This window comes from Streptomyces sp. NPDC050528, assembly GCF_044457795.1.
GTDB lineage: Bacteria > Actinomycetota > Actinomycetes > Streptomycetales > Streptomycetaceae > Streptomyces.
The window spans coordinates 119,798-133,719 of the sequence record NZ_JBITHH010000001.1; the positions used below are offsets into that span (position 1 = coordinate 119,798).

Here is a 13,922-nt window from a genome sequence, read left to right on the forward strand (position 1 = left end):
GTGGACTACGACCAGCTGCTGATCGCCCTCGCGGGGGTGTGGGGCGCGGGCGCCGGGGCGGTGGTGGCACGGGTTGGCCGGCGCGGCGTCGGTACCGCTCTCCTTGTCGTGCTGGTGTGTGTCGCCCTGGCCGCCGCCACCGGTACGCGGCCCGAGCTGGCGGTGTGGCTGCTGCTCGCGCCCGTCGCGGTGGCGGTGCCCGGGTCCGCCGGGCTTCCCCTTGCGGGTGCTGCCCTCGCTCTTCTCGGGGTCGTCGCGTTCGTGCCCGAGCACGCGGGGCACTGGACGACGGCGTTGCTCGGCGGCCTCGCGCTCGGCGCCGGGTACTACGGGTTGACCCGGATCGACTCCGGGGGCGGTGGGCTGGGGCTCGGTGAGGTGAGGCTCGGGGTGGGGGCGGGTGTCGTACTCGGGTGGTACGGGTGGCCGACGGTGATGGTGGGCGCGTTCGCGGGGTTCCTGCTGAGGGCGTTGTACGGGGGTGTCCTCGCCCGGAAGGGGAGGCCCGATCGGGGGATCGTCGTCCCATTTGGGCCGTTTCTGCTGGCCGGGGCTTTCCTCGGGCTGCTGGTCGGCGCGTTCACGGCCTGAGGTCGGGGTGCGAAAACCGCTGGCGTAGGCTGACAAGGTCCGTCAGCACCAGCTGCCCGTCCGCAACCCTTGACGAAAGGGACCTCCCGGTGACCGAGAAGGCCGAGCTTCAGTCCGTCCTCGACCGTGCCGCCGAGGGCGGGCGCATCACCCCCGAAGAGGCGCTCGACCTCTACCGCGACGCCCCGCTGCACGCGCTCGGCGCCGCCGCCGACGCCGTACGCAAGCGGCGGTACGCGGGTACGGAGCACATCGCGACGTACATCATCGAGCGGAACATCAACTACACGAACGTGTGCGTCACGGCGTGCAAGTTCTGCGCGTTCTACGCCGCCCCCAAGGACACGGCGAAGGGCTGGACCCGCGACCTCGACGACATCCTGCGCCGGTGCGCGGAGACCGTCGAACTCGGCGGCACGCAGATCATGTTCCAGGGCGGACACCACCCGGACTTCGGCGTCGAGTACTACGAGAAGCACTTCGCCGCGATCAAGGGCGCGTACCCCCAGCTGGTCATCCACTCCCTCGGCGCGTCCGAGGTCGAGCACATGGCCCGGATCAGCGGGGTGTCGGTCGAGGAGGCCATCACCCGCATCCACGCGGCCGGGCTCGACTCCTTCGCCGGCGCCGGCGCGGAGCTGCTGCCCGCTCGCCCCCGCAAGGCGATCGCCCCGCTCAAGGAGTCCGGCGAGCGCTGGCTGGAGATCATGGAGGCGGCGCACAACCTGGGCGTCGAGTCCACGTCGACGATGCTCATGGGCACCGGCGAGACCAACGCCGAGCGCATCGAGCACCTCCGGATGATTCGCGACGTACAGGACCGCACGGGCGGCTTCCGCGCCTTCATCCCGTACACGTACCAGCCCGAGAACAACCACCTGAAGGGCCGCACGCAGGCCACGCTCTTCGAGTACCTGCGCATGATCGCCATCGCCCGCCTCTTCATGGACAACATCGCCCACATCCAGGGCAGTTGGCTGACGACGGGCAAGGAGGTCGGTCAACTGTCGCTCCATTACGGCGCGGACGACCTCGGCTCGATCATGCTGGAGGAGAACGTCGTCTCCAGCGCCGGCGCCAAGCACCGCTCCAACCGCATGGAGATCATCGACCTCATCCGCAAGGCGGGCCGCGTCCCCGCCCAGCGGACGACCACGTACGAGCACATCGTCGTCCACGACGACCCCGCGAACGACCCGGTCGACGAGCGCGTGATGTCCCACATCTCGTCCACGGCCATCGAAGGCGGCACGGCCCACCCGGAGTTGAAGCTCCTGTCCGCCAACTAGCGCTGCCGTGCTGACGATTCACACGGCGGACGAGGGCGGGGCCGTCGCCGTCGAGGGTGCGCGGGTCGTGGGCGTGGGACCGCTGGCCGACCTTGAACAGCGGTTCCCCGCCGCCCGGTTGAGACGCTGGCCGGGCGTCCTGGGTCCCGCCCGCGTACACGAGGGCCCACTCCCGGACGCCCCGAGCCCACGGGAGCGGATCCACGCCGTGCTGAAGACGGGTGCGGTGGCAGTTCTGGAGCAGTACGCCAACACACCTGAACTCCGAGCGGCCGCCGCCCGAAACGACGTGGCCGTCCTGCCCCGCACCCACACCCCAGTACTTCGGGAGACCGCCCGCGCCGACCTCGCCGTATTCGACGAGACCGGCACATGCATCGCAACGGTGTGTGGAGGGCGGCTAGTCCACAGACGCCGCTAGGTTTTTAGGCGCACGGGCCTTTGTCGTCTTGCGGCTCCTCCGCAGACGCCGCGCAGGTCAACGCCCCTTCTTTTAGGGGCGCGGGGCTGTGACATTTGCGGCTCCGCCGCGCGGGCGCGACCAGCCACGACGCACCGTCAGCCAACAACGCACCGTCACCCGGCAAACGCTTCCCCGAATGCCCCCGAATCCTGCGTCACTCCACTGCAATCGGTCGCCGCATCGTCGTCAGACGACCCGCTCTCGCACTGCTGATCCCGAAACGTCGACCACATCGACACCCACGCAACCCCCTTCTCCTCAGCGAACGTCCGCACCTGCGCCGCATCCGAGAGGGAAAACGTCTCCCCGGAGATGTCGTTCACCCCGATCATCGACGTGAGCGCCATCCCCTGCCAGGCCCCGGCGTCCGACAACCCGAACACCTTCTTCAGCTGGGTGTGCGTGGCCGTAGCAGACGTGATCGCGTAGTCGCCCATGTCAGCCGTGTACGACTCGCCGTAGTTCATCGTCATGATGTTGACCGTGGAGACCTCGACCGCGTTGTCGTTGGCGGACTCCAGCAGCGCCAGGCTGTCGGAGTCGAGCCCGGACGGCATCACGGGCAGGGTGAACGAGACCTTCAGATCGCTGCGTTCCTTCTGGAGCAGGGCTATCGCCTTGGACCGCAGCGCGACCGACGTCGAGTCGGTGAGCGCGTCGCCCTCGATGTCGAAGTCGGCCTGGGTGGAGCCCGCCGCGTCCAGCGCCTCGCCGTAGACCTTCGCGAGTGCCGACGCGCTCGTACAGGTCTCCGCCAGCTCCTTGCCGGACGCCCCGCCGAAGGACACCCGGACACTCGCCCCGGACTCCTTCAGCGCCGAAATCCTGGACTTCACCGCCGAGTTGTCGATCGCGGTCGTACCGTTCCACTCCGGCGTGCAGGTGCTCCCCTTGGCGATGGCGAAGGAGAGGTTGTACGTCGAAGGCGACCCCGAACTGTCCATGTCGGACGCCGTCGTGACGCTGACGTACGGGGCGTAGGACGTGGTCGACGACGAGCCGGACGAGGCGGACGACGACGGCGACGACGAGGGGGTGGGCGTGGCACTCTCGGTCGCTCCGGACGATGAGCCCGACGAGTCGTCGGAGCCCGAGGAGCATCCGGTGACCGCGAGGGCAAACAAGCAGGTGAGCCCGGCCGCCGGTTTCAGGAAACTCCTCATATGAGCATGCACCCTTTCCGTCTCGGGACGGTGATTTCTGTCTCAGGATGGAAACAGAGTCGGTTTCCGAAGGCTAAATGAAGCACATGGGGCTGTGTCTCACGAAGTCGGAAAGAGCACAGGGTACTCACGGGTATCGGCACACGAAACGGTCAAGCCGGGCGGCGAAGCGGAAAATTGGGGACACTACTGACACCGGCTCCTCATAAGGCATTTCCTGGGTTCTCTAAGGGAGTGCACAGGTTCCGGCTTTTTTCTGGGCGGGCTCACAAGAGAATCAGAGTTTTGGTCACATAAAGGCGGCCTAATGTCTGGGGAATGCAATCCGAGTCCGCCATCGAAAACCCCGCCTCTGCGCGGGGTCGCCGCCGCAAAGCCGGCAACGGGTCCGCAGAAGGCCCCGTGTTCGTTGACAACTCCGGCCGCCGGTCAAAGGTGCTGCGCCGGATCGGCCTCCTCATGGGCACCGTCTGCCTCGGGTACGCGTTCGTACTCGGCATGGCGTTCATGGGCTGGGGCATCTCCATGAATCCCTCCTCGCTGCTGCCCTTCGGCGGCGGCCAGGCCGGTTCGGCTCCCGGCGGTGGCTACGGCCCCAACGGCGGCAGAGGCGGCGTAGCGCCCTCCGGTGTTCCGACCGGCGCCCCGACCGACATCCCCTCGGGCACCCCCACGGGTGCGGCCCCGTCCGCCTCAGCCACCGCACACTGACCGGAGCACCACCGCAGCCATGACTACGACGACTCCTTCGCGCGGGCGCCGACGCGCCCCCACTCGAATGGAACGCGCGGCCGGCAAGGCCGCCGCGCTCCAGCGACCCCGAGTGATTCTCGCCCTGTTGCTTCTGCTCGGTCTCACCTGTGTGATGCTGCTCGACGGCTACCTGCGCGCGGAAGTCGGCGGCGACGAACGCGTCCGGGACGGCGCGAGCGCCAGCAAGGTCCCCGACAAGGTCCTCAACGGCGGCCCGATCCTGACGTTCCGCAACGGCAAGCCGGTCACCCAGACCATCCCGAAGAAGACCATCGTCCTCACCTTCGACGACGGCCCGAACCCCACCTACACGCCGACGGTCCTGAAGATCCTCAAGAAGTACGACGTGCCGGGCACGTTCTTCCTGGTGGGCTCGATGGTCTCGCGCTACCCGAGCATCGTGAAGCAGATGGTCGAGCAGGGCGAAGAGGTGGGCATCCACACCTTCACCCACGTCGACCTCTCCTACCAGAGCGACGCCCGTATCAAGCGGGAGATGGAGCAGACCCAGCTCGCGCTCGCGGGCGCGGCCGGCATCACCACCACGCTCTTCCGCGCGCCGTACTCCTCGGAGACGGACGCGATCGACAACTACAGCTACCCCGTCTACAAGAAGCTCGGCGCGTCCGGCTACACCAGCGTCTTCGTCGACACCGACAGCGACGACTGGAAGCAGCCCGGCGTCGCGAAGATCATCAAGTGGGCGACGCCGTCCGGGACTTCGGGTTCCTCGGTGCTGTTCCACGACGCCGGTGGTGTGCGCTCGCAGACCATGAAGGCGCTGCCCCAGTACATCGAGAAGATGAAGGCGAAGGGCTACACGTTCACCACGGTGAGCGGCGCCATCGCCAAGAACAACGCCGCCAACCGGCCCGTCACGAGCACGGGCGCGGCCGCCGGGGCGAGCACCGGCTCGGTCGAGGCCGGCGCGCAGCCCTCCGCGGCCCCGTCCGCCGCACCGGGCGGCACCGCCGGCACCGGCACGGGCAACGGTCAGACGCCGGTCGACTCGGCCGCCGCGGCAGGCGGCGCGGGCGCGGCGGGCGGCGCCGGGGGAGCCAACGGCACCGGCAACGGCACCGGAAACGGGCGGATCTCGGCCCTCCAGGGCGCCCACCGCGAGGCCACCGGCATGACCCTCTACGAGGGCAAGGCGCTCATCTACGCCGTCACCGTCGCGGAGTGGGTGGTACCGGGACTCGCGGCGGGCCTGACCGTCGTCGGCGTCGCCGTGATGAGCCGCTTCGGGATGATGCTGATCCTCGCCCGGCGCCATTACAGACAGCGCAACAAACGCAGGTTCAGCTGGGGCCCGACCGTCACCCGCCCGGTGACCGTCATCGTCCCGGCGTACAACGAGAAGGAGTGCATCGCCAACACCCTTGAGTCGCTGGCGAAAAGCACCCACCCGATCGAGGTCATCGTCGTCGACGACGGCTCCTCGGACGGCACCTCCGAGATCGCCCGCGAGGCGGCCCGCTCCTTCGGCATGACGAACGTCCGGGTCATCCGCCAGGAGAACGCGGGCAAGCCCGCCGCCCTCAACAACGGTGTGCGCAGCGCGAGTTACGACATCGTCGTGATGATGGACGGCGACACCGTCTTCGAGCCCGACACCGTACGGCACCTCGTGCAGCCCTTCGCCGACCCCGAGGTCGGCGCGGTCGCGGGCAACGCCAAGGTCGGCAACCGCAACACGGTCATCGGCGCCTGGCAGCACATCGAGTACGTAATGGGCTTCAACCTCGACCGCCGCATGTACGACCTGCTGCGCTGCATGCCCACCATCCCGGGCGCGATCGGCGCGTTCCGCCGCGAGGCGGTCCTCCAGGTCGGCGGCATGAGCGAGGACACGCTCGCCGAGGACACGGACATCACCATCGCCATGCACCGCGAGGGCTGGCGGGTCGTCTACCAGGAGCACGCCAAGGCCTGGACCGAGGCCCCGGCCTCCCTCAAGCAGCTCTGGTCGCAGCGCTACCGCTGGTCCTACGGCACCATGCAGGCGCTGTGGAAGCACCGCAAGTCCCTTACGGACAAGGGGCCTTCGGGCCGCTTCGGCCGGGTCGGCATGCCGCTGGTGGTGATCTTCCAGATCATCACGCCGGTCTTCGCCCCGCTGATCGACGTCTTCACCGTCTACTCGATGATCTTCGTCGACTTCTGGGCGTCCCTCGCGATGTGGTTCGCGGTACTCGGCATCCAACTCCTGTGCGCGGCCTACGCGTTCAGGCTGGACCGGGAGAAGTACCGCTACCTGCTGATGATGCCGCTCCAGCAACTGGCCTACCGCCAGATGATGTACCTCGTCCTCATCCACTCCAGCATCACCGCCCTGACCGGCGGCCGGCTGCGCTGGCAGAAACTCAAGCGCACCGGCGAGGTCGGCACACCGGCGGGGGCGAGCTGATGACCTGGGAGCAACAGCAACAGGGATACGGCGGCGGGTACGGCCCGCCGCAACAACCCCAGCAACCCCAACAACCGTACGGCTACGAGGGGTTCGGCCACCCGCAGCAGTACGGCCAGCCCCAGCAGTACGTCCAACAGCCGTACGAGCAGCAGCAGTACGCCGATCACGGGCAGTCGCCGTACGCGACGGCGCCGCTGCCCGTCGTGGAACCGGAGCCAGTGCCCGAGCCGGAGCCGGTGGCCGAGAAGGCCGTGGAAGAGGTTGCCGAGAAGCCCGTGCCCGTGCCCCAAAAGGCGGGCCGGGACCGGTACTTCGACACCTTGCGGGCCGTCGCGCTGATCCGGGTCGTGACCTATCACACCTTCGGGTGGGCCTGGTGCGGGATGGTGTTCCCCTCGATGGGGATCATGTTCGGGCTGGCCGGGACGCTGATGGCGAAGTCGCTGGAGCGGCCCGCGTTCAAGGTGGTCAAGAGCCGGATGCGGAGGCTGTTGCCGCCGTTCTGGTTCTGGGGCTTCTTCGTGGTCCTGGCGATGCTGATCCACGACTGGATGCCGGGCTGGCAGATCGTCTTCTGGATCGTGCCCGTCGGTGATCCGCCGGGCAACGCCTGGGGTCTTCAGGCCTGGGAGATCCTCTGGTACCTGCGGACGTATCTGTGGTTCGTGATGCTGTCGCCGGTGCTGCTGTGGATCTTCCGCAAGGCGCCGATTCCGGTGCTGCTGCTGACACTTGTGCCGATCGTGATCCTCAAGTTCGTGTGGGCGGGGCCGGACAACCGCTTCGGCAACGCGCTCTGGGACCTGTCGACGTACCTCTTCTGCTGGATCCTCGGCTTCGCCCACCGCGACGGCGTGCTCCAGAAGCTGAAGCCGTTCCTGGTGGTCACGCTGTCGGTCGCGGCGATCGTCTTCGGCGGCTGGTACGCCTTCACGCACCAGGCCGAGGCCGGGACGTACGACCTGGACGAGAACCCGCTCGCCCAGACCTACTGGTCCGCCGGTTACGTCATGCTGCTGATGTGGGCCAAGGCCTACTTCAACATCGACTTCGCCTGGCTGACCCGGTTCAAGCGGCTCGACCGGATCGTCACGATCTTCAACTCGCGGGCCGTGACGATCTATCTCTGGCACGAGATCGCACTCGTGCTGGCGGTGCCGCTGACCGACCAGTTCTGGAAGGTGCCCGCCTTCGAGAAGTGGCTGCCGCTGGGGAGCCAGTGGTTCATGTTCGGCATCGGCTGGATTCTCATCGCCCTCTTCATCGTGCTCTGCGGCTGGGTGGAGGACGTGGCGGCGAAGAAGAAACCGCAGCTGCTGCCGGGGTGAGCTTCTTTCACAAAGGGGGCCGTACGGGCCGGGTGCCTTCGGGGTGCCCGGCCCGTACTGCCACAATGGGCCCGTGACCCGCGCATCCCTGGACAAGCAGCCGCACGAAGTCGCCTCGATGTTCGACGACGTGGCGGAACGGTACGACCTGACCAACGACGTGCTGTCGCTCGGCCAGGACCGCCGATGGCGCAAGGAGGTCACCAAGGCGGTCGACGCCCGCCCCGCGCAGAAGATCCTGGACCTCGCCGCCGGTACGGCGACCTCGTCCCTCCCCTTCGCCCGCAGCGGCGCCTATGTCGTGCCCTGCGACTTCTCCCTCGGCATGCTCCAGGTGGGCAAGAAGCGCCACCCCTGGCTGCCGCTCACGGCCGGCGACGCGACGAAGCTGCCGTTCAAGGACGACACGTTCGACGCCGTGACCATCTCCTTCGGGCTGCGCAATGTGCAGGACACGGACACCGCGCTGCGTGAGCTGTACCGGGTGACCAAGCCCGGCGGCCGGGTGGTGATCTGCGAGTTCTCGCACCCGACCTGGGCGCCCTTCCGCACGGTCTACACCGAGTACCTGATGCGCGCGCTGCCGCCGGTCGCCCGCGCGGTCTCCTCGAACCCGGACGCGTACGTCTATCTCGCCGAGTCCATCCGCGCCTGGCCCGACCAGCCCGCGCTGGCGGAGCGGCTGCGCAAGGCCGGCTGGTCGAAGGTCGCGTACCGCAACCTGAGCGGCGGGATCGTGGCCCTGCACCGCGGCTTCAAGGGCGGCGCGGACTCGGCCGGTTGATCACCGGCTAGCTGATCACCGGCTCGAAGGACGGATCGCCCGGGGGCTCGTCCAGCTCGCGCTGCATCCCGCCGCTCGGCGGCTTGGGTATGCGCGGCTCACGCATGCCGCCCCCGCCGTCGCCCTCACCGAAGTCGAACCACACGTAGACCATGGAGTCCCGCGGCACCTCGGCATCGGGCTGCGGGTACTGCCGTACGACGTAGTCGACGACGACGAGGTGGAAGTCGGGCCGGTCCGGTGAGTTGATGAACAGCCCGCGCGACTGGGCCGTCTCGCGCGCGTCCACGGCCATCAGACCGACGAGCCGTGGCACGCGCACTTCAGGTGTTTTGGGTGTTATGCCCACAGATGTCACCCCCAGCGGTACCGGAAGGGTAACCCCGGTCCGGTCCCGATTGGAAGTGTCAAGTGTCGTTCTGTAGCCGTTAGTTACTCTGAGTTACAGTTCGAGTCGGTAGCAGTGCCCCTCCTCCTGGCGCGAGGGCGTGGTGAAGACCTCGGCGAGGCGCATCCCCAGCCGTTTGGTCACCGCGATCGACCGGGTGTTGCGGGCCAGGACCATCGCCACCACGCTCGGCACCCCGGCCGCCCGCACCCGCTCCAGGGTCGCCTCCGCGGCCGCCGTGGCGTATCCCTGGCCCCAGAACTCCCGCCCCAGCCGCCACCCGATCTCGATCTCACCCTTCGGTCCCCAGTCCTGCGGCCAGGGCTGGGCGCCGGTGAAGCCGATGACCCGGTCCGTCTCGTCGAGCATGGTCCACAGGCAGAAACCGCGTTCCGCGTCGTGCCGGCGCTGGCGGGCGGTGAGCTCCTCGTAGACGGACAACTCCGCGGACCGGCCGCCGTGGAACTCCATGACATCGGGGTGGTCGAAGGCCCGGTGCCAGGCGACGGCGTCCTCGTCGGTCGGGACACGCAGCCGTACTGCGGGGAGAGCTCGGTTCACGGGGCAGCCCTTCAGCCTGGTGATCAGTGGCGCTGAATAGACTGCCCATGTCCAGTGCCGGTCGGCACGCAGATTGCGAACTTGGGGAGATCCCGCCGTGACCGAGCCCCTCTCCGAAAACACCGCCGATGTGATCGTCGTCGGCGCGGGGCCAGCCGGCTCCGCCACCGCCTACCACCTCGCCAAGTCCGGACTCGACGTCCTCCTGCTGGAGAAGACCGAGTTCCCGCGCGAGAAGGTGTGCGGCGACGGACTCACCCCGCGCGCCACCAAGCAGCTCGTGGCCATGGGCATCGACATCTCCGAGGAGGCCGGCTGGCTGCGCAACAAGGGCCTGCGCATCATCGGCGGCGGCGTCCGCCTCCAGCTGGACTGGCCGGAACTCGCCTCCTTCCCGGACTACGGCCTCGTCCGCAAGCGCGACGACTTCGACGAACAGCTCGCCCACAACGCCCAGAAGGCGGGCGCCCGTCTCTACGAGCGCTGCAACGTCGGCGCCCCGATCGTCGACGAGCGCACCGGCCGGATCACCGGCGTCAACGCCAAGCTCGGCGAGGAGAAACGCGAAGTCACCTTCCACGCGCCCCTGGTGGTCGCCGCCGACGGCAACTCCACCCGCCTCTCCCTCGCGATGGGCCTGCACCGCCGCGAGGACCGTCCCATGGGCGTCGCGGTCCGCACGTACTTCACGTCCCCGCGTCACGAGGACGACTACCTGGAGTCCTGGCTGGAGCTGTGGGACCGCCGCGGTGCCGAGGACCGTCTCCTGCCGGGCTACGGCTGGATCTTCGGCATGGGCGACGGCACCTCGAACGTCGGCCTCGGTGTCCTCAACACCTCCGACTCCTTCAAGGAGTTGGACTGGCGTGAGGTCCTGAAGGCCTGGTGCGCGTCCATGCCCGAGGACTGGGGGTACACCCCCGAAAACATGACCGGCCCGATCCGCGGCGCCGCCCTCCCGATGGCCTTCAACCGTCAACCCCATTACACGAAGGGGTTGTTGTTGGTCGGCGACGCCGGCGGCCTGGTGAACCCCTTCAACGGCGAGGGCATCGCCTACGCCATGGAGTCCGGCCAGATCGCCGCCGACGTCATCGTCCAGGCCCACGCCCGCCCGACCCCGGCGAGCCGCGAACTCGCCCTTCAGCGCTACCCGCAGGTCCTCAAGGACACCTACGGCGGCTACTACACGCTGGGCCGTGCCTTCGTGAAGCTCATCGGCAACCCGAAGGTCATGAAGATCGCGGCCCAGCGCGGCCTGACGCACCCGCTGCTGATGAAGTTCACCCTGAAGATGCTGGCCAACCTCACCGACCCGACGGGCGGCGACGCGATGGACCGCATCATCAACGGGCTGAGCAAGGTGGCGCCGAAGGCGTAGTCGTAGGGCTGGATCGAGTTGGGCTTTGGCCTTGGGCTCGGGCTTGTGGCTCGGGCGCGATCAGCCGCTGAGCGCGGCTGTCTTGGCGGCCCGGCGGGCGAACACCTCGTCACGCCGGTCCGCCACCTGCCGCAGCGCCTCCTTGCGGTCCCGCTTGGAGAGCCGGTCCAGGTACACCTGACCGTTGACGTGGTCGGTCTCGTGGGCGAGGCAGCGCGCGAAGTACCCCGTGCCTTCGATCACAAGCGCGGTGCCGTCCTTGTCGAGCCCGCGCACCACGGCCCGGTCCGGACGCGGTACGTCCATCACGGCGCCCGGCACCGAGAGGCAGCCCTCGCCCTCGTCGAGCAGCCGGCGCCCGGCCGGGTCGAGCGGGTCGAGGACCGGATTGACGACGTGTCCGACATGCCGGACACCATCGTCGTCGGGGCAGTCGTACACGAACAGGCGCAGATCGACGCCCACTTGATTGGCCGCGAGGCCGGCCCCGTCGGCGACGTACATGGTGAGGAACATGTCGTCGATGAGCGCGGCGAGGTCGGGCCCGAACTCGGTCACGTCCCGGCACGGCTTGTGCAGGACCTCTTCACCGATCTCGGTGACGCGCCGCACGGACCCGCGCAGGGCCTCGGGTGCGGGCCGGGGGTAGGAGTCGACGGGGCTGCCCTGGACGAAGACACGTGGCATGGCTTGCTCTCCTCATGTTTGGCGTCCGGCTGTCTGGTTAGCCGAACCTGAGAACCTTGAGAAGAGCCTTTCAGGAGAGCCGCGAACTCCGGTAGTGGGAACGCCCCGTGGGTCCGGGACGACCGGAGGGTACGCCGAGAGGACCGCTGCCCCCGAGCGGCAGCGGCCCCATGCTCACGGCGTCGTGCGCGGGTTCTAGAGCACCCGCACCGCACCGGTCGGCATGTCGTACGACAGCGGCCGCTCCACGATGCCGGTGGAGGGGTTCTGCGCGCCGACGAACATGCCGTCGCCCACGTACACCGCCACGTGGTAGGCGCTGCCCGCGCTGCCCCAGTACAGGATGTCGCCGGCCTGAAGGTTGCTCAGGGAGACCTGAGTACCCGCGGTCGACTGGTCCTGGGAGACACGCGGCAGGCTGATGCCGACCTGCTTGAAGGCGGCTCCGACGAGTCCGGAGCAGTCGTACGCGCTGGGGCCGGTGGCGCCCAGGACGTAGGACTTGCCGATCTGCGCCTTCACGAAGGCCACGATGGTCGCCGCCGAACCGGTCGCCGTCGACGAGCTGGTGCTCGTAGAAGCGCTCGTGGTCGCGGTGGAGGCCAGGGTGGTCCTCTCCGAGCTGCGCGACGCCGCCTGCGCCGCAGCGGCCTTGCGAGCGGCCTCCTGGGCCTTCTTCTTGGCCTCCGCCTTCTTCTTGGCGTCCGCGAGGTCCGCCTTCGCCTGCTTCGCGGCGTTTGCGGCGGCCGTGTCGCGCTCGGCCTGCAGCTGGTAGTTCGCCGCGGCCTGCTGCGTGGCCTCGGCGGACTGGGCGACCTGGGTGGCCAGGTCGGCGGTCAGGGTGGGCAGTTGCAGGGTCTGTGTCGTCTCGGCTGCGTTGGCCGAGGCTGCACCCGCCGCCGCCATGCTGAGAACGCCACCGGCAACTCCGGCCCGCACGGCGATGTTCGTCGTCGCGCTGCGGCGGGGTTTCCGGTGGCTGCGTATGTGAGCGGTGTGGGACATGAGACCAACCGGTATCAGGGGCTCCTCCATACCTTCAAGAAACGTGTGCTGCGCCACAATTGTTCAATGGGCCCCATCAACCCCGGGTGTGTCGTTCCTTATTGACGCCGTAACGGACATTGCGGACCTGGGTGATCAGGCATGTGATCACGGTCTTTCGTCGGTACGCCCGAATTGCCCGCCACCTACCACCTGTTGGGACAGGTGGCCAAGCCCCGTTCTCATGCGCCTCTCATGAGTGTGGCGGAGGTCACGGAACGGTTACCGGAATGCGTGCGTCCTGCGTGGGTACCGCCGGCGGGTGACTTCGTGAACGCGTGCACGCGTCCACACCGTGCCGCGTACCTCCCCCTGATGTGTGAACGGGCGTCCACTATCAAGCCGCCCCGTCCAACTCCAATTTGCATGCAAGGGAAGCCTCTTGATATGGAGACGCCACCCTCGGGCTGCGATGACGAGCGGAAATGTCACCTCTGGTGACCGGTCGGGCGCTTCGCGTGCGAAGATCGCCGCCCGTCCGGCGCGATGATCCTTCGTCGGGTGGTGGAGATCACAAAGCTTGTGCAATACCCCGTGTCGCAGATCACAGAGCGCCGGGCATAAGATGCGGGGCAGTTGGGCTTGTGACCTGCTTCACATGTTCTCGATCTTCGTTGGGACGAACGGGGTTTGAGCGGCGCGTGAGCCGGAAGCGGACCCGATGCCATCGCCAGCAGTCAGTGCCGACTGAGAGGAGCGAGGAGCGGTGAACGCGTATGCGCCCATCCTCGTACTGGGAGCCCTCGGGGCAGGCTTTGCGATCTTCTCCGTGGTCATGGCCACGCTGATCGGTCCGAAGCGGTACAACCGGGCCAAGCTCGAAGCGTACGAGTGCGGCATCGAGCCGACCCCCACGCCGGCCGGCGGCGGGCGCTTCCCCATCAAGTACTACCTGACGGCGATGCTCTTCATCGTCTTCGACATCGAGATCGTCTTCCTCTACCCCTGGGCCGTCACCTTCGACGCCCTGGGTGTTTTCGGGCTCGTGGAGATGCTGCTCTTCGTGCTCACCGTCTTCGTCGCGTACGCGTACGTATGGCGGCGCGGCGGCCTGGAATGGGACTGAGGGGCCTTAGA

The 13,922-nt window shown here is 68.1% G+C and carries 14 protein-coding genes; 9 read left to right on the forward strand and 5 right to left on the reverse strand.

The annotated features are described in order from the left end of the window. From ACIBK4_RS00625 to ACIBK4_RS00635, 3 genes are all read left to right on the forward strand, one after another. Entirely contained in the window at positions 1–591 is a 591-nt protein-coding gene (locus ACIBK4_RS00625; RefSeq protein ID WP_398990769.1) for a hypothetical protein, read from the forward strand. A gap of 89 nt (positions 592–680) precedes the next feature. After that, positions 681–1,880: a cyclic dehypoxanthinyl futalosine synthase gene (mqnC, locus tag ACIBK4_RS00630; protein ID WP_398990771.1), complete on the forward strand. Its 1,200-nt coding sequence runs from the start codon at positions 681–683 to the stop codon at positions 1,878–1,880. Between the two features lie 7 nt (positions 1,881–1,887). After that, positions 1,888–2,301, forward strand: a complete 414-nt coding sequence (locus tag ACIBK4_RS00635) for an imidazolonepropionase-like domain-containing protein (RefSeq protein WP_398990773.1) — start codon at positions 1,888–1,890, stop codon at positions 2,299–2,301. A 155-nt stretch (positions 2,302–2,456) separates the two neighbouring features. On the opposite strand, the gene ACIBK4_RS00640 is transcribed toward ACIBK4_RS00635, so the two are convergent. Further along, positions 2,457–3,506, reverse strand: coding sequence for a chitinase (locus tag ACIBK4_RS00640; RefSeq protein WP_398990775.1), 1,050 nt, complete (start codon positions 3,504–3,506; stop codon positions 2,457–2,459). A gap of 402 nt (positions 3,507–3,908) precedes the next feature. Here ACIBK4_RS00640 and ACIBK4_RS00645 point away from each other — a divergent pair, with 402 nt between their 5' ends. The 4 genes from ACIBK4_RS00645 (at position 3,909) to ACIBK4_RS00660 (ending at position 8,784) form a co-directional block, all read left to right on the forward strand. Continuing rightward, positions 3,909–4,217: a hypothetical protein gene (locus ACIBK4_RS00645; RefSeq protein WP_398990777.1), complete on the forward strand. Its 309-nt coding sequence runs from the start codon at positions 3,909–3,911 to the stop codon at positions 4,215–4,217. 19 nt (positions 4,218–4,236) lie between these two features. Beyond that, positions 4,237–6,669: a bifunctional polysaccharide deacetylase/glycosyltransferase family 2 protein gene (locus ACIBK4_RS00650; protein ID WP_398990779.1), complete on the forward strand. Its 2,433-nt coding sequence runs from the start codon at positions 4,237–4,239 to the stop codon at positions 6,667–6,669. Further along, positions 6,669–8,000: an acyltransferase gene (locus ACIBK4_RS00655; protein WP_398990781.1), complete on the forward strand. Its 1,332-nt coding sequence runs from the start codon at positions 6,669–6,671 to the stop codon at positions 7,998–8,000. The genes ACIBK4_RS00650 and ACIBK4_RS00655 overlap by 1 nt, the downstream gene beginning before the upstream one ends. A 73-nt stretch (positions 8,001–8,073) precedes the next feature. Next, positions 8,074–8,784: a demethylmenaquinone methyltransferase gene (locus ACIBK4_RS00660; RefSeq protein WP_398990783.1), complete on the forward strand. Its 711-nt coding sequence runs from the start codon at positions 8,074–8,076 to the stop codon at positions 8,782–8,784. A gap of 7 nt (positions 8,785–8,791) precedes the next feature. Here the strand turns inward: ACIBK4_RS00660 and ACIBK4_RS00665 are convergent, their stop codons facing one another. Both ACIBK4_RS00665 and ACIBK4_RS00670 read right to left on the reverse strand, forming a co-directional pair. Beyond that, complete coding sequence (locus ACIBK4_RS00665) at positions 8,792–9,106, reverse strand: PASTA domain-containing protein (protein WP_398990785.1); 315 nt, start codon at positions 9,104–9,106, stop codon at positions 8,792–8,794. Positions 9,107–9,226: 120 nt separating this feature from the next. After that, positions 9,227–9,733: a GNAT family N-acetyltransferase gene (locus tag ACIBK4_RS00670; protein ID WP_398990788.1), complete on the reverse strand. Its 507-nt coding sequence runs from the start codon at positions 9,731–9,733 to the stop codon at positions 9,227–9,229. A 97-nt stretch (positions 9,734–9,830) separates the two neighbouring features. On the opposite strand from ACIBK4_RS00670, the gene ACIBK4_RS00675 reads away from it, so the two are divergent. Next, a complete protein-coding gene (locus tag ACIBK4_RS00675) occupies positions 9,831–11,114 on the forward strand; it encodes a geranylgeranyl reductase family protein (RefSeq protein WP_019061216.1) in 1,284 nt (427 codons plus the stop codon). A 60-nt stretch (positions 11,115–11,174) separates the two neighbouring features. Here ACIBK4_RS00675 and def read toward each other — a convergent pair whose 3' ends face one another. After that, the gene (gene def, locus ACIBK4_RS00680) at positions 11,175–11,801 is read right to left on the reverse strand and encodes a peptide deformylase (protein ID WP_398990790.1); all 627 of its coding nucleotides are present in this window, start codon (positions 11,799–11,801) and stop codon (positions 11,175–11,177) included. 195 nt (positions 11,802–11,996) lie between these two features. Further along, positions 11,997–12,806 carry a C40 family peptidase gene (locus ACIBK4_RS00685; protein ID WP_398990792.1) on the reverse strand — a complete coding sequence of 270 codons (810 nt, stop codon included), beginning with the start codon at positions 12,804–12,806 and terminating at the stop codon, positions 11,997–11,999. 745 nt (positions 12,807–13,551) lie between these two features. Between ACIBK4_RS00685 and ACIBK4_RS00690 the strand changes: the two genes are divergently transcribed. After that, positions 13,552–13,911, forward strand: coding sequence for an NADH-quinone oxidoreductase subunit A (locus tag ACIBK4_RS00690; RefSeq protein ID WP_007383963.1), 360 nt, complete (start codon positions 13,552–13,554; stop codon positions 13,909–13,911). Positions 13,912–13,922: the final 11 nt, after the last annotated feature.

What these genes read in the sequence shown, in the direction of transcription:
- def (WP_398990790.1), bottom strand. Translation starts at nt 11,801, where the DNA reads ATGCCACGTGTCTTCGTCCAGGGCAGCCCCGTCGACTCCTACCCCCGG.
- ACIBK4_RS00640 (WP_398990775.1), bottom strand. Translation starts at nt 3,506, where the DNA reads ATGAGGAGTTTCCTGAAACCGGCGGCCGGGCTCACCTGCTTGTTTGCC.
- ACIBK4_RS00650 (WP_398990779.1), top strand. Translation starts at nt 4,237, where the DNA reads ATGACTACGACGACTCCTTCGCGCGGGCGCCGACGCGCCCCCACTCGA.
- ACIBK4_RS00685 (WP_398990792.1), bottom strand. Translation starts at nt 12,806, where the DNA reads ATGTCCCACACCGCTCACATACGCAGCCACCGGAAACCCCGCCGCAGC.
- ACIBK4_RS00655 (WP_398990781.1), top strand. Translation starts at nt 6,669, where the DNA reads ATGACCTGGGAGCAACAGCAACAGGGATACGGCGGCGGGTACGGCCCG.